The 22112-nt window shown below is 41.6% G+C and carries 20 protein-coding genes; 7 read left to right on the top strand and 13 right to left on the bottom strand.

Going from position 1 to position 22112, the window contains the following annotated elements; genetic code table 11:
• Positions 1-11: 11 nt before the first annotated feature.
• Positions 12-944, bottom strand: a complete 933-nt coding sequence (gene prmB / locus C9J48_RS03610) for a 50S ribosomal protein L3 N(5)-glutamine methyltransferase (protein ID WP_006231016.1) — start codon at positions 942-944, stop codon at positions 12-14.
• Positions 945-997: 53 nt separating this feature from the next.
• Between prmB and smrB the strand changes: the two genes are divergently transcribed.
• Positions 998-1528, top strand: coding sequence for an endonuclease SmrB (smrB, locus tag C9J48_RS03615; protein WP_006231015.1), 531 nt, complete (start codon positions 998-1000; stop codon positions 1526-1528).
• A gap of 107 nt (positions 1529-1635) precedes the next feature.
• Here the strand turns inward: smrB and C9J48_RS03620 are convergent, their stop codons facing one another.
• Both C9J48_RS03620 and sixA read right to left on the bottom strand, forming a co-directional pair.
• Entirely contained in the window at positions 1636-1998 is a 363-nt protein-coding gene (locus tag C9J48_RS03620) for a hypothetical protein (RefSeq protein ID WP_006231014.1), read from the bottom strand.
• A gap of 229 nt (positions 1999-2227) precedes the next feature.
• Positions 2228-2698 (bottom strand): phosphohistidine phosphatase SixA, encoded by a 471-nt coding sequence (gene sixA, locus C9J48_RS03625; protein WP_006231013.1) that lies wholly within the window; start codon positions 2696-2698, stop codon positions 2228-2230.
• A 342-nt stretch (positions 2699-3040) separates the two neighbouring features.
• On the opposite strand from sixA, the gene C9J48_RS03630 reads away from it, so the two are divergent.
• Positions 3041-5806, top strand: coding sequence for an insulinase family protein (locus C9J48_RS03630; protein ID WP_006231012.1), 2766 nt, complete (start codon positions 3041-3043; stop codon positions 5804-5806).
• Positions 5807-6055: 249 nt separating this feature from the next.
• Positions 6056-6415, top strand: a complete 360-nt coding sequence (locus C9J48_RS03635; RefSeq protein ID WP_006231011.1) for a hypothetical protein — start codon at positions 6056-6058, stop codon at positions 6413-6415.
• A 372-nt stretch (positions 6416-6787) separates the two neighbouring features.
• Here the strand turns inward: C9J48_RS03635 and fadJ are convergent, their stop codons facing one another.
• Together fadJ and fadI are read right to left on the bottom strand one after the other, a co-directional pair.
• Positions 6788-8935 (bottom strand): fatty acid oxidation complex subunit alpha FadJ, encoded by a 2148-nt coding sequence (fadJ, locus tag C9J48_RS03640; protein WP_006231010.1) that lies wholly within the window; start codon positions 8933-8935, stop codon positions 6788-6790.
• Positions 8935-10245 carry an acetyl-CoA C-acyltransferase FadI gene (fadI, locus tag C9J48_RS03645; RefSeq protein ID WP_006231009.1) on the bottom strand — a complete coding sequence of 437 codons (1311 nt, stop codon included), beginning with the start codon at positions 10243-10245 and terminating at the stop codon, positions 8935-8937. Before fadI ends, fadJ begins: the two co-directional genes overlap by 1 nt.
• Before the next feature lie 711 nt (positions 10246-10956).
• Here fadI and C9J48_RS03650 point away from each other — a divergent pair.
• The 4 genes from C9J48_RS03650 to C9J48_RS03665 all read left to right on the top strand — a co-directional run bounded on the left by C9J48_RS03650 (position 10957) and on the right by C9J48_RS03665 (position 15396).
• Positions 10957-11529 carry a sigma-70 family RNA polymerase sigma factor gene (locus tag C9J48_RS03650; RefSeq protein WP_107281038.1) on the top strand — a complete coding sequence of 191 codons (573 nt, stop codon included), beginning with the start codon at positions 10957-10959 and terminating at the stop codon, positions 11527-11529.
• Positions 11516-12229 (top strand): DUF3379 domain-containing protein, encoded by a 714-nt coding sequence (locus C9J48_RS03655; protein WP_006231005.1) that lies wholly within the window; start codon positions 11516-11518, stop codon positions 12227-12229. The genes C9J48_RS03650 and C9J48_RS03655 overlap by 14 nt, the downstream gene beginning before the upstream one ends.
• A 321-nt stretch (positions 12230-12550) precedes the next feature.
• Positions 12551-13786, top strand: coding sequence for an outer membrane protein transport protein (locus C9J48_RS03660; RefSeq protein WP_006231006.1), 1236 nt, complete (start codon positions 12551-12553; stop codon positions 13784-13786).
• 356 nt (positions 13787-14142) lie between these two features.
• Positions 14143-15396, top strand: coding sequence for an outer membrane protein transport protein (locus C9J48_RS03665; protein ID WP_107281039.1), 1254 nt, complete (start codon positions 14143-14145; stop codon positions 15394-15396).
• A gap of 115 nt (positions 15397-15511) precedes the next feature.
• Here C9J48_RS03665 and C9J48_RS03670 read toward each other — a convergent pair whose 3' ends face one another.
• The 8 genes from C9J48_RS03670 to C9J48_RS03705 all read right to left on the bottom strand — a co-directional run bounded on the left by C9J48_RS03670 (position 15512) and on the right by C9J48_RS03705 (position 22105).
• Complete coding sequence (locus tag C9J48_RS03670) at positions 15512-16324, bottom strand: MlaA family lipoprotein (RefSeq protein WP_242610835.1); 813 nt, start codon at positions 16322-16324, stop codon at positions 15512-15514.
• Between the two features lie 74 nt (positions 16325-16398).
• The gene (ccmI, locus tag C9J48_RS03675) at positions 16399-17625 is read right to left on the bottom strand and encodes a c-type cytochrome biogenesis protein CcmI (protein WP_006231002.1); all 1227 of its coding nucleotides are present in this window, start codon (positions 17623-17625) and stop codon (positions 16399-16401) included.
• A complete protein-coding gene (locus C9J48_RS03680; RefSeq protein WP_006231001.1) occupies positions 17622-18149 on the bottom strand; it encodes a cytochrome c-type biogenesis protein in 528 nt (175 codons plus the stop codon). Before C9J48_RS03680 ends, ccmI begins: the two co-directional genes overlap by 4 nt.
• On the bottom strand, positions 18146-18700 hold the full coding sequence (locus C9J48_RS03685; RefSeq protein WP_006231000.1) for a DsbE family thiol:disulfide interchange protein: 555 nt from the start codon (positions 18698-18700) through the stop codon (positions 18146-18148). Before C9J48_RS03685 ends, C9J48_RS03680 begins: the two co-directional genes overlap by 4 nt.
• Complete coding sequence (locus C9J48_RS03690) at positions 18693-20681, bottom strand: heme lyase CcmF/NrfE family subunit (RefSeq protein ID WP_006230999.1); 1989 nt, start codon at positions 20679-20681, stop codon at positions 18693-18695. Before C9J48_RS03690 ends, C9J48_RS03685 begins: the two co-directional genes overlap by 8 nt.
• A complete protein-coding gene (gene ccmE / locus C9J48_RS03695) occupies positions 20678-21163 on the bottom strand; it encodes a cytochrome c maturation protein CcmE (protein WP_006230998.1) in 486 nt (161 codons plus the stop codon). Before ccmE ends, C9J48_RS03690 begins: the two co-directional genes overlap by 4 nt.
• A complete protein-coding gene (gene ccmD / locus C9J48_RS03700) occupies positions 21160-21366 on the bottom strand; it encodes a heme exporter protein CcmD (protein WP_006230997.1) in 207 nt (68 codons plus the stop codon). The genes ccmE and ccmD overlap by 4 nt, the downstream gene beginning before the upstream one ends.
• A gap of 7 nt (positions 21367-21373) precedes the next feature.
• Positions 21374-22105, bottom strand: a complete 732-nt coding sequence (locus C9J48_RS03705) for a heme ABC transporter permease (protein WP_006230996.1) — start codon at positions 22103-22105, stop codon at positions 21374-21376.
• Positions 22106-22112: the final 7 nt, after the last annotated feature.

Here is a 22112-nt window from a genome sequence, read left to right on the forward strand (position 1 = left end):
CTCTTACACGATTAATCGCGGTACAGAGAGAACTCATCTTTGCAGTCTAGTAACTGTTGGCGTGTCATCATGAATACACCATGACCACCATTAGCAAATTCAATCCAAGTAAATGGGATATTTGGATATTGCTGCTCCATGTGAACCATAGAGTTACCTACTTCGCAGATCAGAATACCGTCATCTTTCAGGTAATCTGGTGCATTGGCAAGAATACGACGAACCAGTTTCAAACCATCCGTACCTGCCGCTAAACCAAGTTCTGGCTCATGGCGGAACTCTTCGGGTAGATTGTCCATATCTTCCTGATCAACATAAGGAGGATTGGTTACAATCAGATCGTATTTATCTTTAGGTACATCACGTAATAGATCAGAGCGAAGCGGAATAACCTGCTGCTCTAAACCATGGTCGTTAATATTTTGCTCGGCCACTGCCAGTGCATCGATTGAAATATCAACCAGATCCACTTCTGCATCAGGGAATGCATGTGCACAAGCAATACCAATACAACCACTACCTGTACACAAATCCATGATTCGTGTTGGCTCTTGTTGTAAAAACGGTTCAAATTGCGTTTCAATCAGTTCAGCAATCGGTGAGCGCGGTACAAGTACACGTTCATCAACAAAAAACTCTAAACCACAGAAATACGCTTTATTTGTCATGTATGACACTGGTGTACGGTCATTAATACGACGAATAACACGTTCAACCACACGTAAACGCTCACTGCTCGTCAGGCGTGAAAAACGCACTTCTGACGGAATATCAAGTGGTAAATACAGTGTTGGAAGTACAAGCTGAACAGCTTCATCCCACGCATTATCTGTACCATGACCATAAAAAAGACCAGCAGCATTGAAACGGCTGACAGTCCAACGTAGCATGTCTTGCAAAGTGTGAAGTTCATTGACAGCTTCGTCGACAAAAATCTTATCCAAAATAGCCTCCGAAAAACGCTACAATACCGCCATACAGATGTTGGAATTTCATTATGAGTAAAAAAAATCCTAACTTAGAAGATGAGTTGTCACTCTTCCAAGATGCGGTAAAAGGCGTAAAAAAGTTCACGCATGATACCATAATCACGCGGCGCCAACAGAACTCAAAGGTTGATAAAGCCAAGGTCTCGAGTAAAGAAACCCAAAACCACGAGTTTTATTTCTCTGATGAGTTTGAACCGCACCTAAATGAGCATGGACCTACCCAATATGCGCGCACTGGTGTGTCTAAATATGAAGTGAAAAAGTTACGACGTGGTATCTATGTACCTGACATGTATTTAGATATGCACGGTATGACGCAGCAAGAAGCAAAACGCGAGTTAGCCGCAATGCTAGCAGCTTGCATTAAAGAGAATGTGTCTTGTGCCTGTGTAATGCATGGCATTGGTAAGCATATACTTAAACAGAAAGCACCTTTGTGGTTGGCACAACACCCAGATGTAATGGCATTTCACCAAGCGCCTTTAGAGTTTGGTGGCAACGGCGCATTGTTAGTATTAATTGATATATCTGAACGTTAGTGCAAGCTATATACATTCAATACGCGATTAACCCCAGACTAAACATAACGAACACCTATCGTTCGAATGTTGTTGTCTGGGCGTTATCGCACAAAAAATAACGCTGATTAATACGTATATTTTGCTAATGAACCCACATTAATAACCTGACCCTCTTGAATCAGCGTTACTTCACCACTCTCACAAATCTGCATCCGTGTTTTCACTGATGATTCACTGTAATAATGCTCGCAAGATCCATTACGTGCACTATCGATACGTGAAAATATAGTAATTGAGCCTGCAACCATTAACCCACCCGGTGACGCAAAAGTCAGCGTACTGCCCGAGGTAGAAATACGCATCTCTTCGCTAATACCGTTAGCCCATTTAATCGCACCATTAGCATTGATCGTTGGTTTTTGAGGACCGCCCTGAACACAACCGACAAGTAATGCAGCACTAATAACTGCTAATATTTTAGTTTTCATTATTACCGTTTCTTCTATTTCAAATTGGGTATAAGAATAGTGTTCATTGAATAAGCTAAAAAAGCGGCAAAACAATGCACTTATGAGTAACCATAAGCAAAAACTGTTCCACTTAGTAATATTGCTCAATGAAGCTATATAATCGTAATGGCTTATGAATTAAAAAAATAAACAACGCTGATTCAACATTAAAATCAGCGTTTTACATTGTGGTGTTTTCATGGAGGGTTTATGAGGGCACGTCTTGCCATAAAAATTCAGCTACCTCGGTATCAGGATCGTAGTCAATAGCGGCAATCGCTGACGTCCTAAACATAGGAGGTTGTATACCTTTAACGATATCTGCCGTTAAGTATCCGACAAGAGGGAGATGAGACACCAACATTACGGTTTCAGGCCGTTCAATCGCAATCAATGCTTTAAGATAAGCAGCAACATCTTCTGAATCACCATAAGGCGTAATGTTATCAGCCGTTATGACTTTCTTCGCTTCAGGTAATTCAGCGGTCATCACTTGCCACGTCTGTTGAGCGCGCAGGTATGGACTAACCCAAACCAGATCGAGGTTACCCTCTAAATGCGTCGCTAACTGGCTTGCTACCTGCTTAGATTGCTGCTCGCCTCGAATCGTTAGAGGACGTTCAGCATCACTTGGTGCAAAGTTTTGAGCTTCACCATGCCGCATGATAAAAATTCGCATGTATCTTCTTATCCAATCATGAATACCTAACGCTATGCTAGCAACTTCAGACCAGACAGCATAGCCATTCAAGCAATTCTATTGCCATTCCGTGACAGTGGGGTCACTCCTCATATTGACTACTGCCACCATAGTAACTATTCACTTTATTTCTTCTCTTTATACTCAATAATTAGACAGATTGATCACTGCTCTAACAAGCATGCCTTTTATTTCATCACTTTTTATCGATTCAGCTGATTTAACATATAGATAAATAAGATAATCAGACGTATTTCCAATTTGCCAGCTTGCTGTATGAGGGTCATAATTACTTCATTCCCTTTGAAAAAGGTTCTTCCTGTGCACATTAGCCCCAACGACCATAAGCAGTACCGCTATTTAACCTTAGCTAATGAGCTCAAGGTACTTTTGGTGCACGATGCAGATGCACCACGCTCAGCGGCAGCGTTATCTGTTCAGATAGGTCACTTTGATGACCCTGAAGATAGACAAGGGATGGCACATTTTCTTGAACATATGCTGTTTTTAGGGACCGAAAAGTACCCCCGTATCGGTGAATTTCAAACATTCATAAACCGCAGTGGCGGCAGCAATAATGCTTGGACTGGCACAGAAAACACGACATTTTTCTTTGAAGTTAGTCCCCATGCTTTTGAAGAAGGATTAGATCGCTTTGGTCAATTTTTCACCGCGCCATTATTTAATGAAGAAGCCGTCGACAAAGAACGTCAAGCCGTTGATTCTGAATATAAATTAAAACTAAACGATGACGTACGACGCCTTTATCAAGTACATAAAGAAACCATTAACCCTAACCACCCTTTCACTAAATTTTCTGTGGGTGACTTAACCACGCTGGATGATCGAAATAATACGTCGATCCGAGATGAGCTATTACATTTTTATCAAACGCATTATTCAGCAAACAAAATGGGGTTAGTGCTGTTAGGCTCCCAGTCGCTAGATGAGTTAGAAGCATATACTCATGACTTTTTCAGCCATATCAATAATACCGGGGTAGCTAAATCAGAAATACCAGTACCTCTTGTAACCGAAAAAGAAGCAAAACAATTTATTCAGATTGAGCCGATAAAAGATGTTCGTAAACTAACACTCTCTTTTACCATGCCATCAGTCGATGCCTACTATCAGCAAAAACCTTTGTCATACATCGCCCATATGTTGGGTAATGAAGGCACTGGCAGCTTGATGTCCATCTTAAAAAGTCGGGAACTGATTAATACTTTATCTGCCGGTGGTGGTGTCAATGGCAGTAATTTTCGCGAATTTACCATCAGCTTAAACTTAACACTCAAAGGCCTTGAACATACCGATGATATTGTTAAGTCTGTCTTCCAATACATTGCATTAATACAGCAACAAGGCATGGAAGAGTGGCGTTATGAAGAAAAAAAATCTGTTTTAGAATTGGCATTCCGTTATCAAGAAAAAAGTCGCCCACTTGATACGGTAAGCTATTTAGTCATGAACTTACTGCATTATGCACCGGATGATGTCATCTACGGTGATTACATGATGGCTGGCTATAATGAACCATTAATACGCGATCTACTTGCCTACTTACGCCCAGAAAACATGCGATTAGTGCTAGCAGCCCAAGGTCAGCATTACGATCAAACGGCACAATGGTATGCTACGCCCTACTCCGTGACACCATTCACAAACAAACAATTAACTGACTGGATGAATGTTACTCTCGATCCTAAACTTCTTTTACCAGAAAAAAACCCGTACCTTTGTGAGCGCCTTACCCCTCATGAACTCGCACCTAAATCAGAGTTACCGCCACAATTAATTCAAGACTTACCTGGCTTTCGCCTTTGGTATAAGCAAGAGCATGACTTTCGTGTACCGAAAGGGGTTGTTTACGTTGCTATCGATAGCCCTCACGCAGTTAACTCTCCTCGTAACATTGTCAAAACACGCTTATGTGTCGAGATGCTACTCGAGGCGATAAACGAAAAAGCCTACCCCGCTGAAATTGCTGGTATGTCATATAATCTATACGCCCACCAAGGTGGTGTAACACTGCAACTGTCTGGTTTTAGTGAAAAACAACCCTTATTGATGAAGCTAATATTGGAATGTTTTGCCAGCCGTACATTCGATGAAAATCGTTTTAATAATATCAAGGCGCAAATGTTACGCAACTGGCGTAATGCGGCAGAAGATAAACCTATCTCGCAGCTGTTTAATGAGCTTACAGGCTTACTTCAACCCAATAATCCACCTTACCCGGTATTGATCGAAGCGCTTGAGTCTATCGGTGTTGATGAGCTTCCGGCTTTTGTTGAATCAATGTTTGCAGAGCTGCACATTGATACCTTCGTTTACGGAAATTGGTTAAAAGAAGACACACTACAATTAGCAGAAATACTCAAAGATGCATTCCGTGTTACCGACCAGCTTTATGGCGAGTCTCAGCGGCCACTGGTTCAGCTTAATAAGTCTGGTACGTTAAATTACGAGATCAATGGCAAGCATGCCGATTCGGCTATTTTAATGTATTACCAATCGCGCGAAGTTTCTCCACGTAAAATAGCGGTATACACGTTAGCTAATCATTTAATGTCGACCACCTTCTTTCATGAATTAAGAACGAAGCAGCAATTAGGCTATATGGTAGGTACAGCCAATTTACCTCTAAATCGCCACCCTGGATTAATTTTGTATATCCAATCCCCAGTAGCTGGACCATTACTGTTATCTGAAGCTATCGACGATTTTACTAATGCCTTTGCACTCGTATTATTAGAGCTCAATGAAGAACAATGGCAAGCAAGCAAACAAGGATTAATCTCACAAATTTCAGAGCCTGATACTAACCTTCGTAGCCGTGCTCAGCGTTTTTGGGTCAGCATTGGTAATAAAGACGAAACATTTAGCCAGCGTAAAAAAGTGATTGAAGCACTCAAGAACCTAAACCGTGCCGATATGGTCCGATTTATCGTCGAGATTGTAAAACCACGTACTGCAAACCGTTTAGTGATGCATTACCAAGGCCAAGCTCATCAAAACCTTGAACCTTTAGATCTAGGTCAACCAATTGAATCAATAGTTGAATTCCAGCAAAACGCACGCTAAAAACAACCTCTTTTCACAGCCTTTATTACAGTATTTATATCGTAATGAAGGCTGCTAAATAAATCTAAACCTCAGTTTTATTCACATATTGTCTCTACGAATCAGTTTTATTCATTAGCCATCGCAAGCATAACGGATTAATAATCATCGTTCAGTCGACAAGCATGGACACTCCGTCGCACCCATTTTTATAAACATAAACGCTCAATAATATTCCGTTTAAGAATGAGTAAGACAAAAGAGAAAGTCATGAATCAACACTGCCCACATTGCGAAATGGATATAACTGCGCCACCAATGAGTCGCTATAACGAAAGCTTTCATTGCCCACATTGTGCAAGTATCTTGTCGCACAATGAGTTTGATATTGTGTTTTATGCTGCCATTTTTATTACTGTCGCAACGCTGGCTTTAACACTCGTCTGTAACGTAAATAGCTTTGTTGCTCTGATACTATCAATGATTGCTTACCATCTATTGCGTCCCTCTTGTTTTGAGCCTCGTTTTCGCTTACGAAACCTTAATACGATAAAAAGAAGCAACCCATTAATCCTGCCTTCGTTATTATCGAGTATTAATTCGAAAAACCAACGACAGATGAAGCCATAGTTAATACTTCTATGGGATGGTTATACCCAAGCCACCTCAAGATGCAGGATTCATAGTGACCTCAACGTGTTTAATTCAAGGAAAATATGTGTAGGAATGGCGCTCCCTTTCAAACATATTTGACATAGAAGTAGACACGTTGAGTCACTCCCGAAGGGCGAGTTTTGTTAGGCTCTATACGCCGTTGCTAATTTTAAACGTAGAACCACTAAGCTTATAAATGAGCGCCTTGCCTAGAGCCCAACAAATTCTCGCTGAAACGAGCATCTTGAGGTAACTTGGGTATAAGCACTCATAAAAAAGGTCTGCCACTATAAAAAATAGGGCAGACCTTTGAATATCGAAATTGCATATCGTCAGAAAACACAGACGCTATGGATAGAAAGATTGCTCTTCATTTGCCATCGCAACCAACTTATCACACGGTGCAAAACGCTCACCGTATTTATCAGTGTGATCCTTTAGCATCTCTACCACCCTTTTAGCCCCTAAGGTATCCATATAGCGGAATGGACCACCAAGGAATGGCGGGAAACCGATACCGAAAATTGCGCCGATATCACCATCACGTGCTGATTTAATTACACCTTCATCAAGGCATCGTGCCGCTTCATTCAACATCATTAGCGTACAACGAAGTGCAATATCTTGCCCTGCGGCTTTTTGCTCGGGTTCCAAAGAAAGCAGTTTATAAACACTCTTATCAACTTCTTTCTTCTTCGTATTGTATAAGTAGAACCCTTTGCCGCTCTTACGCCCTTTACGATCATCACTCAGTAATAGATCGAATACATCCGGCGCTTTAAACCGTTCACCCAATTCAGCCAATAATATTGGGCTGATCTTCGCACCAATATCGACACCGACTTCATCAAGCAAAGTTATTGGCCCGACCGGGAAACCAAAATCCAATAATGAACGATCGATATGTTCAATTGGTTCACCACTTAATAGCACTGCAGCGGCTTCATTCATGTATGGCGCTAGAATACGATTCACATAAAAGCCCGCTTTATCAGCGACAACAATGGGGGTTTTACCCTGCTTCTTCGCTAATGCAACGACTGTCGCTATGGTTTGCTCGGAGGTCGCACTGCCATTTTCAGTGCCTTGATGAGGAATAACTTCAACCAACGGCATTTTTTCTACCGGGCTGAAATAGTGTAAGCCAACCACATTTTCAGGACGCTCTGCTGCAGCTGCGATTTGATGGATCGGTAATGACGATGTATTACTCGCAAAAATCGTATCATCCGATGTTTGCTGCTCAATGTCTTTTACCATTTGGTGCTTTAGATTAATATCTTCAAAAACGGCTTCTATCACCACATCGACATTCGTAAACCCAGTAAATGTTGTACCACCCGTAATACTGAACATTTTATTTTGTAGTTCAGCCTTACTAATGATTCGGCGTTTACGCTGCTTGTCGAGTAACTTGAAGTTATAAACAAGGGCATTTTTAATACCATCGTTTGATATGTCTTTAATTCGAACAGGATAGCCGGCTTTCGTTGCCGTTACATGGCTGATACCACCACCCATCAAGCCACCACCCAGCACACCCACCTTTTTGATTATTGCAGGTTGAGCGTCAGAACCTGATTCTTTTTTCATGGCAGTTGTAGCGAAAAATATGCTGCGTAATGCGGCAGATTCAGACGTCATCACCAGTTCACCAAAGCACTTGGCTTCTTGCTCTAAGCCTTTCTTCATACCATGTTGCAGACCATATTTGATTACGTCTAATATGGCGTCTGCGGCGGGGTAATTACCGCGGGTTTTTTCATGTGTTTTTTTCGCTGCTTGATCAAAAACAACAGAGCGACCCAGAGCATTGCCTCCCATTGCCCACTCTTGGAACGATCCCTTGCGTTTTGGCTTACTTTTCAAAGCTTGTTTTTCAGCGATATCAAGCAAGATGCTTAATGGCACTGCTTCTTCGACAATACCCAGCTTTTTCGCTTTCTTTGCACGTAGCTGTTTGCCCGTTAGAATCATATCTAACGCATTAGCCACCCCAATTAAACGCGGTAAACGCTGTGTACCGCCAGAACCAGGTAACAAACCTAACTGAACTTCAGGTAGACCTAAGCGTGTTTTATCATCATCACTACATACTCGGCTATGACAGGCTAAAGCGAGCTCTAAGCCACCACCTAAACATGGGCCATGAATGGCCGCGACTACATGAAACGGTAATGCTTCTAATTGACCAAACAGCTCTTGCCCTTTTGCGGCTAATTGCTGCGCTTCATTTGCCGTTTGGCATGCAGCCAACATGCGAATATCAGCACCAGCGATGAAGTTATCAGGCTTGCCGGAATACACCACCATGCCTTTGACATCTTTCTGTGCTTTCAACTGTGTAAGAACATCTGTTACTTGATCGACAAATGCTGACTGTAACGTATTCATTTTTTCGTTGGGTACATCAATTTTCAACCAAGCAACGCCGTTATCGCCAAACGTTAACGAGAAAGCGGAAGGTTGAGAGTTTGAAGATTCATGCTGTGTCATTATTCTGCCTCCAAAATCATTGCTGCACCTAACCCACCAGCAGCACAAGCGGTATTCAATGCAAAACCACCGCCACGACGTTGAAGCTCTCGCAGTGTTTGCGTAATCATTCGTGCACCTGTTGCAGCAAATGGGTGACCATATGCTAATGATCCGCCAAGCACATTGAATTTATCCATATCAATTTCACCAATCGCTTGGCTACGGCCTAGTTTCTCTTCAGCAAATTTCTTTGATCCAAACATTTTCACATTCGCTAATGTTTGCGCGGCAAATGCTTCATGCATATCAATTAATGTAAGATCTGACAAGCTGATACCAGCACGATCTAATGCCATTGGCGTCGCATAAGAAGGCCCCATCAGCATATCTTGCTCAACACCAATCGCTGAAAATGCATAAGATCGAATGTAACCTAATGGTTTTAGGCCCAGCTCTTTTGCTCGACCTTCTCGCATTAACAAAATAGCCGCTGCACCATCGGTTAATGGTGTACTGTTTGCTGCAGTTACAGAGCCAAATTTACGATCAAACGCCGGACGTAGCTTGGCATAAGATTCTAACGTTGAATCTTCACGAATATTATTATCTTTATCAATCCACTGCCCGTACGGTTCAGGGAAGGCTGTCATCACTTCGCCACGAATTAAACCATCTTTCCATGCTTTACCCGCTAAAGTGTGCGAACGGTACGCCAATGCATCTTGTTCTTGGCGAGTAATACCGTGGCTTTTTGCCATTTGCTCAGCAGTTTGCCCCATGCTAATACCCGTTGAATACTCAGCAACAGCAGGTGGTACAGGCATAAGATCTTTAACACTTAATGTACTCAGCAGTTTTAAACGCTTGCTCATTGTTCGCGCTTTACTCAACGCTAATAATGTTGCAGCTAGCTTTTTTGATACACCAATCGGTAATACTGACGATGAATCAGCACCACCAGCAATACCGATATCAATCGTGCCAGAGATAATACTTTCCGCCACATTCGCTGCCGCTTGAAAACTAGTTGCACAGGCGCGACTAACACTATAAGCATCTGTGCCAATGTGCATGCCCGTACCCAGCACAATTTCTCGTGCAATATTCGGCGCTTCAGGCATTTGAACCACTTGCCCAAAGACAACTTGTTCAATTAATTTAGGGTCAAAATCGAGCTCTTGGAGCATCTCATTGACAACCATTTTCCCCATATCGAGTGCAGGCACGCCATTAAAGGCAGTAGCCTGACGAGCAAACGGGGTACGTAATCCACTTACAACGGCGATGCGCTCACCCTGACGAGTGGTGAGGTTTTGGAGACGTGTCATCGCTACTCCTTATTAATGTTAGTTACCAGTTTAAAACTGCCAGTATTGGCATGCTGAACATAGCATGTACGATTTAGAGGTCAGACCACAATAATTGTAACCAAATTGTTATTAATTTCAAACGAATGTTTTATTTTTGTGGAGTAGAGACAATAAATGCAGATAATTTATAAGATGAAACCTAAGTCCCCTCCTAAAAACATATAAGATATAGATATTAGTTAAGACAAAAAGATAACAAAGAGATAAGTCAATATGAAGAAAGCCGATATACTATGGAGAAATAGCTAGGGGGAAACTAAAGTAAGTTGGTACAACTTAACATTCTATACTTTTATTTAGACAAAAAAAAACCATACCCTAAGGTATGGTCACTATTGTATAGACAGTTAAAAACTATCTAATCTAAGTATTAAGTCAATCAACATAAAGCCAATTGCAAATCAGGATAAACCTGATAAGAGAAAGTAAAGTCAGCCTTCAAAAGGAAGTTGTCATCTTGCTCAACAGACGATAAACACAGAATGTAATACTGTTCCACAGAAACTACATTCGTACTCATCATCAGATGACAGGGACTACTATAGCTTCCCGCTGAAGTCAGAGTTTGAACCAGATCAATTTTATGGCTGATTATTCATTTATTCGTGCATCCGATGAAAAAAAACGAACAATAATCGTGATGTCGACACCAAGTTAACGGGCAAATTCATGATTAAACAATTTTTCCGTAAGAAAACGCCAGATACCACGGTCTCTGTAGATATGAATAAACAAAGACGTTATGAAGCCCTTGTCAGGGCGTGGCATCGAGACTTATACCGTTATGCATATTGGCTATGCCATGATCCTCATATAGCAGAGGATTTAGTGCAAGAAACATGTTTAAGGGCTTGGCGTTCTTTAGATAGCCTACAAGATGACAAAGCAGCAAAATCATGGTTGATTACAATTTTACGTAGAGAAAATGCACGGCGTTTTGAGCGAAAACAATTCGATCTTGTCGACATTGATGACTATGCCATTGCTGATACCCATCAACAGGGAACAGAAATGGAAATGGAACAACAAATGTTGCACCGTCAAATTATGAAGCTCGCACCTGAATATCGAGAGCCTCTCGTTTTACAAGTAATGGCCGGTTTTAATGGCGATGAAATTGCAGAAATATTGGGGTTAAACCGCAACACGGTGATGACACGTTTATTTCGCGCGAGAAATCAGTTAAAAGACCAAATAGAAAAGCAATCTGAGCGGAGGGATCACCACAATGGACGATCTTGAATTCCGTCGTCGAATTCTGGCTGATCCAAACGATAACAGTCCAGATTTGTCGGCAGCTAGAAATGAATCAATAGTCAATCGAAAGTTATACGACGAGCTATTGCAATTGGATGCCCAGCTAGAAAAAGCCATGAAGGTCGATGTGCCCGATGACTTAGCCGATCGCATTTTATTTCATCAATCTGGGCAACCTAACGAAAAACCAAAAAGTAACCGTTTTCACATGGCTATTGCCGCATCCGTTGCGTTAGCAGTAGGTATAATGATCGGCCAATTTAATCACTTTTCGCTGCCTTCTGCACAAGCTGCGGGCATTGGGCAAATTGCGTTACAACATATCCACACCGAAGCGCCTTTTGTTAATACTGTTGATGAGTCTGTTAGCTTGCAACAAGTGAACGCGAAATTGTTACCTTTTGGTCCAAGCTTGAGTGATTTACCCGGACATGTTTCCTATGTAAACCACTGCGGGTTTGGCGACAAAAATGCGTTGCACATGGTAATGGAGACACCACAGGGTAAAGTCACGGTTTTCATCGTACCTGAAGTCAGCAAAACCATGACAGCATTTAACGACAAGCAAATGGATGGCATTGTGATGCCGATTAAAAATGCGAGCTTAATTGTGGTAGGAGAAAAAGGGCAAGACGTTATGCCTATTATTAAAAGCATTGAATCAGATTTACACTGGCAAATTTAACCTTCAAATCAACCAGTAAAATGTTCATCTAACTTAATGCTGCTTATAAGCCATCATTACTTTAAATAATGATGGCTTTATTATCACCACTGGTCTTACCACTGTAACTTTATGTTACACATGTTGCATATTTGGCGATTGCTTCTCCACCACCCCACTCAATTTATGTACACTCCCCTGGGTTGAACCTTAACTAATCGATAACAATCAACAAACTAACAACTGGTCAGATTTGATAGATCTGATAACACTCTTACAATCATCCGCGATCTATCAACATAGATAGACATGCAGTGTAAATGATTAGGAATAATAATAAATATGAACAAGAAGCGTCTGTTTACTAAAACGATGATTGCTACAGCAATCACACTAATGTCTCAGCAAGCCCTTGCTGCTGGTTTCCAACTTAACGCACAATCAGCAACCGGCCTTGGTCGCGCATTTGCTGGTGATGCTGTTATTGCTGATAACGCATCATCAATGTCGCGTAACGCCGCATCAATGTCTTTATTCGATGCGCCATCATTATCGTTAGGTCTTAACGTAATCGATTCAGATATTGATGTTAAGAATGCCACTTATAATGGTGTACCTACAGGTGGTTTAAATAGTAGTCTTGATGACCAATCCGTTGGTGACTCAACTTTAGTACCAAACTTTTACTACATTCACCCAATTAATGACCAATGGGCTGTTGGTGCTAGCATCTATTCAAACTTTGGTACCAAAACTGAATTTAGTAGCGACTACTCTGCCAATGAATACGGTGGTTTAACCGACGTTAAGAGCATTAACTTTGGCTTAAGTGCTTCATACCGTATTAACCAACAATGGAGTGTCGGTGCAGGTGTAGACGTCATTTACGGCGAAGGTAAACTTCAACGAAATGATCCAATACTTGAATCAGCGGTACTAAAGGGAAAAGTATTAGATGTTGATGCAGACGGTGTTGGCGTAGGCTTTAATCTCGGTACTGTATTTGAGCTAAATGATCGCAACCGTTTTGGTCTATCCTACCGTTATAGTCCAGAGCTAGAAACTGAAGGTGATATAACTTATGGCGGACAAGATCTTAGCTCACAAAAATTATTAATGCCTTTGCCTGACATGGCTGAATTTTCTGGCTTCCACAAACTGAATGACAAATTCGCTGTTCACTACAGCGTACAGTGGATTGGTTGGAGTGCATTCGACAAGTTAGCAACCGACGGTGGTGTGACACTTAATGATTACGAATGGAAAGACGGCTGGCACTATGCACTAGGTGGTACTTACTATCTAAACAATGACTGGACATTACGTGCCGGTTACATGTACGACACTAGCGCACAAGATGAGATCACATCGATTTCTGTTCCTGATTCCGATCGCCAATGGTTCTCTGGTGGCTTTACTTACCACTTAGATGCCAAGTCTAACATTGATTTCGGTCTAACTTACCTAGTAGGTAAAGATGTAGACGTCAGTGAGAATACTCCTGGCTACTCAAGCATTACAGCAACAACCCGTGCAAACGCATTGTTATACGGTATTCAGTACAGCCGTTCGTTCTAATTTCAGCGAACATATAACTGAATAAATCGATTAAGGGAGCCTGAGGCTCCCTTTTTTATTATCCATTTAATGTATTGTTTATAGACATAAAAAGCACATTACTAACAAAAAACAATCAATTGCCTCTCAATTTCAGAGTACAGTTGAACGCTGAAATACGCAATTATAGATACACGTGTACGCTCAATTATTATAATAAAAAAAGGATTGATGCTAATTTCATCGTATTATCGCCACTAATTTTCGATTAATCAGCATAAACGTCCAATTAGTACGCTAAAACGAATAAATAAATGAAGTATTTACTCTAAAGAGTATTATTCGCGGTATTAGAATTCAGCGAACAAAGCAGAACAATGAATAAGAATAAAATAACATTATCTTTAGCAGCAGCGTTAACACTAGGCATGAGTGCCAATACAGTGGCGGCCGGTTTTCAACTTGCAGAATATTCAGCAACAGGCTTAGGCCGTGCGTTTGCAGGTGAAGCGGCAATGGCAGACAATGCAGGGGCACAATTTCGCAACCCAGCAATGCTGACTTACCTTGAAGGTACACAAGTATCAATGGGGGCTATTTATGTCGACCCAAATATCGATGTTGAAGGCGAAGTAAATGGCACACAAACCAAAGCCAGCAATATTGCAAACTCAGCTGTTATTCCTAACTTCTACCTATCACACCAACTTAACGACAAGATCTTTTTAGGTTTAGCGTTTGGTACTAACTACGGCATGGAAACGGAACTTGCGGGTGATTACCAAGCAACTCAATTTGGTAACCAAGCGAAAGTAATGTCGATTGAAATTAATCCCAATATTGCTTATAAAATCAATGAACAGTTTAGTGTTGGTGGTGGTATCCGTTATGTTATAGGTGAAGGTCACTTCGGTGCTGCATTACCAAATAACGGACCAGACCTTAAATACATGGAAGGTGATGATACCGCATGGGGCTGGCAATTAGGCTCAGCATGGCAAATCAATGAGAATAACCGCATTGGTTTTAACTACCGCTCTGAAGTTGAGTTGAACTTAACAGGTAGCGCTTCTGGAGCCGTTTACGACCTTACATCAGCAGCACAAGGCAAAAAGCCAAGCGCAAGTTACGCAGGTAGCATGGCACTAACTTTACCTGCAACGGCAGAAATTGCGAGCTTCCACCAACTAACAAATAAAGTTGCTGTACACGCTAGCTTTAACTGGACAGATTGGAGTAGCTTTGACAAATTAGAAGCTAGCATTCCATCGCTATACGGCAATAATCCAGATCTAATTAAAGAAGAAAACTGGGAAGATAACTACCGTTTAGCTGTGGGTACAACTTACCAATACACCAATAAATTGGTACTACGCTCTGGTATTGCTTACGATACATCAGCAGTAAGTGATGAGCACCGTACACAAACAATTCCAGAAACCGATCGTCTATGGCTAAGTATGGGTGCTGGTTATAACTGGTCACAAAGCCTAACACTTGATGCTGGCTTCACATATATCTTTGCCAAAGATGCTTCAATGAACGAAGTAGATCCAAACCTTGGTCAATTTAAAGGTGAAACGACTGGCAACGTATGGCTAGTGGGTATACAGGCAAGCTACCGCTTCTAAAGCCCAGCAAACATCCATCTAAAAAGTAACTCATAAAAAAGCGACCGATTCTATTGGTCGCTTTTTTAATTCATCACTGCTCTATTCTTAGATACTAAACACTAGATTCTTAAATTTAGTAATCATCTATTTCATCTAAATAGTCGTCAAACAATTCTTCATTTTCTGGCTCATCTACAGGAATTTCACCGCCTGTCGCTCTAAAGTTTTTATGTTGAATATAAGCATCACGAGTAAATACATAAGGATCAGGTGAATCTTCCAACAATGCTTCTTGTTTAACTAACGCTGCGCGATCTTCCATGCCTTCAAATGCCCACTTACCTAAACTCTGCCAAAACGTGAGTAAACTTAGTGGTAAATAAAGACCATCGGCAGCATCACCAACACCTTCACGTAAGGTAACGGGGCCATAAAATGGCACCATAAAATATGGTCCATTACCAACACCGTAGTAACCTAATGAGTCACCAAAAGCACGATCGCCAGGAGTGGTAATATCAGCGGCAGAAGCAATATCAATCAAGCCAGCAATACCAAATACAGTATTAATCCAGAAACGGTTGAAATGAGTAACCGCATCTTGAGGGTTTTGCATAATAAGGCTATTCACCATACTTGCTGGCTCATCAAGATTCGATAAAAAGTTAGCAATACCTAACCGAACGGGATTGGGCGTGTAATCAACATATGCTAATGAAATTGGTCGTGCTAAATATGGGTCAAGATAATCATAATTTAAATCCCACATTACACGGTTAAACCCTTCTAATGGGTCATACACATCATTAACTGAATCGAATTCTTCAGCATTAATCTGTTCTGCAACATTTGTTGCAACTGTTTCTTTTTCCTGATTCTCAGGCGTATTAGCACAACCGACTAGGCTAGCTGTAAACAAAACAGAAAAAATAATATTCTTAGTCAAGTGGTTACTCATAGGTATAAAAAAGCAGACTGGATAATAATATCCAGCCTGCTTCATTTGTGCCAGTAATGTTATTAATATTGTTTATTTATTGTCACAATAGTAGAAGCACCTAACGATAAGACATCACTTTGTCCGTACCAATCGCCTTGCTTTGTCATAACATTTCCATCTGAATCGATACGAGCCTTCACAATCATTTCTGATAAAGACGACATTTTACGCTCAGGTATCATACTGTCGTTATCATCTAGCGTTACCGTTACAGGGAACTGAGATGAAAGCGGTATACGACGAGCCGCAATTGGCATCGGTGCACCATCAGCAGAATGAACCGAAAGAATAAGGAAGCCTTGCGCTGGTAATGAGACAGCAGGATCGAGCGTAACATTAACCGTTACACTATCAGCCGAAACATCAACCGCATTCACTTTATCAATACGTGCTTGTGCTCGCTCAATACTACGTGTCAGCATGTTTGCACGCGGGTCATTCTCACCTATGACATTTTTCATCATGGTCCAATACGACACTGCCTGCTGGTACTCATTTCGTTCAAAAGCATCGAAGGCAAGTAATGACAATGCACGAACATCACTTGGATCGCGTTGCACGACTGAACGTAGTATCTGACGTGCAAAATCACCTTGATTAGAATCACCAACCAACATTAGCGTTTGCGCGTAACCTACCTTGATTTCAGGGTTGCTAGGATCAAGCTTATAAGCACGGAGCATTGCACCTTGTGACGTTTCAGCATCACGGTTCGCCATACCAATACGGCCTAGTAATAGCCAACCAGTCGCATCATTTGGGTTATCGTGTAAACGAGTACGCAAAGCAAGTGTTAAGTCATCCATTTCTTGATCACTTAACGGTTCTGCATTCTGACCATCCATTAAACGCTTTGACAGTTCAGGTAAACGCGATACCGTCTCTTGCCAAGCTTCAACTTTATTCAAGCTGCCAACACTTAGGTACATACCGTAACAGATACCAACAAGCAAAATTAGACCTGGAAGCACCATTAATGGGCTAATTCCAACAACTTGTTGTTTCGCCTGCATAGGTACATCATCAAGTAGTGACTGTTGCAGTTCAGAAACCAGCTCATCTTGATTAACAACCAAGCCTTCACTGTTTTCTTCCTCTAGTTCGCTAATGCGATCTTTAAAGAAAGCTTTGTTCAGTTCATCGCGGCTAGCTACATCGTCTTGTTCTTTCCCTTTATACATAGGAATAACAAAGATAGCGCCTGCAATTAAAACCAAAATAACTGTTATAATCCAAAACAGTGTCATGATTTCACCTTACCGTTTTTATTCTGAGGGTGTTGCTCCGCTTTTTCTTGCAGCTCCATCTCATTTAATAGTTCTTTGAGACGTATTTCTTCATCTGCAGCCAGTTTTCTTTTACTTTTAGCATCTTCCGTCTTACGAGAGCGAACAACTAACACAGTGAAACCAACAAGGATAAACAAGAAAGGCCCCATCCACAGAACTAAGGTAGATGCCATCAACGGTGGATCATACGTTACAAAGTTACCGTAGCGCGCAATCATATAGTCAATGATCTCTTGTTTACTCTTACCCTCTTCTAACATTTCAAACACTTTTTGGCGCATATCTTGCGCCAATGTTGCGTTAGAATCAGCAATCGTATTGTTCTGACATTTAGGGCAACGAAGGGTTGCTGTTAGGTCTTGAAACGTTTTCTCTTCTTTAGCGCTGCTAAACTTATAAACATCAATAGATGCAAAAGCAGGTAGCGCTGAAGTAACGATTAAGCCAAAAGCAAAAAACATGGCAATCACACGTTTCATCATCCTTTCGCTTCCTCTTGAAGTTCTTTAAACATTGGCTCTAATGTTTCAGCCCAGTTACGCGGGTTTACATCACCAACATGACGATAACGAACAATACCTTTAGCATCGATAAGGAATGTTTCTGGTGCACCATATACACCTAAATCCATGCCTAGCATACCGTTACCATCGAACAAGCTATGAATGTAAGGGTTGCCTAACTCATTAAGCCATTGAACTGCCTTTAGACGCTCGTCTTTATAGTTCAAGCCAATAATTTTAACGCCTTGACCTGCTAACTCATTAAGGTATTTATGCTCGGCATAACAAGTAGGACACCACGTTGCCCATACATTCAGCAGTAGTGGCTCACCTTTAAAAATGTCTTGCTCGTATAGTTTGCCTGCTTCAACTAAATCTTCCAATTTGAAGTTTGGAACAGGTTTACCCACTAGCACAGATTCAAGTTTTGTCGGGTCGTCACCATCTGCATTACGTGTAAGCTGAATCATGAAAACAACGGCTAACGCCAAAAACAGAGCCAAAGGTATAAATAAAATTTTCTTATTCATTTGTTACCTCTGCTTGCTTAGCTGTTGATTCTGTTTTCTCACTCGCTTTCTTACGAAAACGGTAACGTTTATCACTGATTGCAATTGCGCCACCAAGCCCCATTAACGCAGAACCAAACCAAATCCAGTTAACAAATGGCTTGTAGTAAATACGCACAGCCCAAGCGTTATCATCCAGCTTCTCACCCATAGCAACATATAGATCGCGGGTAACACCACTATCAATAGCAGCTTCAGTCATCATTGATCCAGCAGTACTATAAAAGCGTTTCTCAGCATGTAACGTCGTTACTGATTTACCATTACGCGTAACAGTAAAGTCTGCAATGTAACCATCGTAATTTGGCCCATCAGCATCACGTAAGCCGTCAAAGTAGAAGTCGTAACCTTGAACTTGCGTTGTTTCACCTGGCGCTAAACGAACATCACGCTCTAGATCGTAATTCGATACGAGTGTTATACCAATAATCGATACTGCTAGACCCATATGGCCCAATATCATTGCCCAGTGGCTGCGACCAAGCTTGCCTAAACCTGTCATAAAGCTATGACGGTGGGTTGCACGCTGATATAACTCAAAACCGTGCATTGTGACTATCCAAATAGACATTGTTAAACCAAGTACAGCCATTGGTTCTAATGAATCAGTAAAAATAGCAATACATGCAAAAGCTAAAGGTAACGTTATTGCACCAGAAATCAGCATTGGTTTACGTACATTAGCGACTTCGTCACGCTTCCAACGAACCAATGGACCAATGCCTAAAATAAAGGCAAACGGAATCATTAACCATGTAAACAAGGTATTAAAGAAAGGCACACCAATTGAGACGGAACCTAAGCCAATTTGCTTGTGAACTAACGGTAATAACGTACCGATAAGTACCACTAACAATGCTGCCACTAACAAGATGTTGTTGGAAAGCAATAAGTTTTCGCGGGAGAACAAACTGTAACTACCACGTGATTTAATCTTGCCACCACGTAATGCGTACAGTAGTAATGAACCACCAATAACAACGATTAAGAAGCCTAGAATAAACATGCCACGAGCCGGATCTGACGCAAATGCGTGAACCGAGACTAAAACACCAGAACGAACTAAGAACGTACCTAACAAGCTTAATGAGAAAGCTGAAATAGCTAATAAAACGGTCCACGCTTTAAACGTACCACGCTTTTCGGTAACCGCTAATGAATGCATTAACGCAGTACCTGCCAACCAAGGCATGAAAGAAGCGTTTTCTACTGGATCCCAGAACCACCAGCCACCCCAGCCAAGTTCATAATAAGCCCACCACGAACCTAGCGCGATACCTACTGTTAAAAATGACCACGCTGCAATTGTCCAAGGACGAGACCAACGAGCCCATGCAGTATCAAGACGACCAGTCATTAATGAAGCAATGGCAAAAGAGAAAGCAACAGAGAAACCCACGTAACCCATGTAAAGCATAGGAGGGTGAATAATCAAACCTGGATCTTGTAAAAGAGGATTAAGATCGCGACCATCTACAGGGAAATAAGGCAGCAAGCGTAAGAATGGATTTGAGGTAACAATGATAAACAGTAGGAAACCCACTGAAATCATACCCATTACAGCCAAAACTCGCGACACAGATTCGAGAGGCATATCGCGGCTAAAACGTGCAACAGCGGCAGCCCAGCCAGCCTGAATCAACACCCATAATAGAAGAGAGCCTTCATGCCCGCCCCATACGGCTGTAACTCGGTAATACCAAGGTAATAAGCTGTTTGAATTACTCGCGACATATGTCACCGTAAAATCATTCGTATAGAAAGACCAGCACAAGGTAATAAACGACACTGTCAGCATGCCGAAAATACCGTATGACAACGGCCGTGCCATACGCATCATTGGCTGGTTACCAATAGAGGCACCATACAATGGATAAATGCTGACTAAAGCTGACAGCCCTAGCGCAACAATAAGAGCAAATTGCCCTATTTCAGGAATCATTGAACACTACCTTGTTTTTGTTCATCTGAGTATTGAAGAGGTTCATGTGTCTTCTTCATCGCTTCAGCAACTTCTGGAGGCATATATTCTTCATCGTGTTTTGCTAACACTTCATGCGCTTCAATCGTCGTTGGGTTAACCAACACGCCTTGGGCAACGATACCCTGCCCTTCACGGAAGAGGTCTGGCAAAATACCGTTATACGTAATCGTGACAGCAGGGCCGACATCAGCAACATCAAATTTAACGATTAATGACTGTGGGTCACGCTTTACTGACCCTTCAACCACCATACCGCCTATTCGCAATCGTTGACCGACCTCTGGTTTAGTACCATCTGGTTTACCCTGTACTAACTCTGTTGGTGTATAAAACAAATCCATGTTTTGGCTTAATGCATATAGCATTAAACCAATTGTTGCGCCGAGGCCAAAGACAAGCGCTACAGCTAACGTCAGGCGCTTTTTACGTCTCGGATTCATAGTGTGTTCTCCAATTTTTTAGCTTCTTCAATTCGTTGCTCTCGAGCCATTTTATTATGTATATCCGCCAGTAGGCGCTTTCTTCTATTTAGGCTCGAAAATAAAATCCATAGTAATGCGATAGTCGAAATTCCGTATGCACCCCATACATATGATGCATACCCTCCCATCGCTAAAAAGTCACTGAATGATTCAAAATGCATCTTGGCCTCACTTCACTAAGTTACGTACCCAAGGTCGATGACTTTCACGGGCAATTATTTCATTACGGAGACGTACTAACGTCACAGCACCAAAGAAACATCCGAAACCAATCACATTGATCAGTAAAGGCCAGAGCATGCTGGAATCCATTGATGGCTTTTCAAATTTGCTAATCGTTGCACCTTGATGCAGCGTATTCCACCACTCAACCGAGTAGTGAATAATCGGTAGGTTAATCACACCAACAATAGCTAAGATACCCGCGGCTTTTGCTGCTGTTTTTTGATCATCAAACGCACTATAAAGTGCTATAACACCAAGATATAAGAAAAGAAGAATGAGTTCTGATGTTAAACGCGCATCCCATACCCACCAAGCACCCCACATAGGCTTGCCCCATATGGCCCCGGTTAGTAAGGCTATAAAGGTAAAAATAGCGCCAATAGGAGCCATGGCAGCAGCTGCCATATCAGACATTTTTACTTGCCATACCAGGCCAATAAATGCAGCAATGGCCATTGATAAATATGCTCCCATCGACAGCATTGCGGCAGGTACATGCAGATAGATGATACGAAAACTATCACCTTGCTGATAATCTGTAGGTGCGAACATTAACCCCCATATAGACCCTACAATCAGGGAGGAAAAGGCAATAATAGAAAACCATGGTAATAGCTTGCCGCACAAGCGGTAGCAATTTTCAGCTTTAGCGTAGGGATGTAACCACTTCCACATAAGTCCA

Origin of the sequence: Photobacterium profundum (assembly GCF_003026285.1) — a bacterium.
Lineage (GTDB): Bacteria > Pseudomonadota > Gammaproteobacteria > Enterobacterales > Vibrionaceae > Photobacterium > Photobacterium profundum.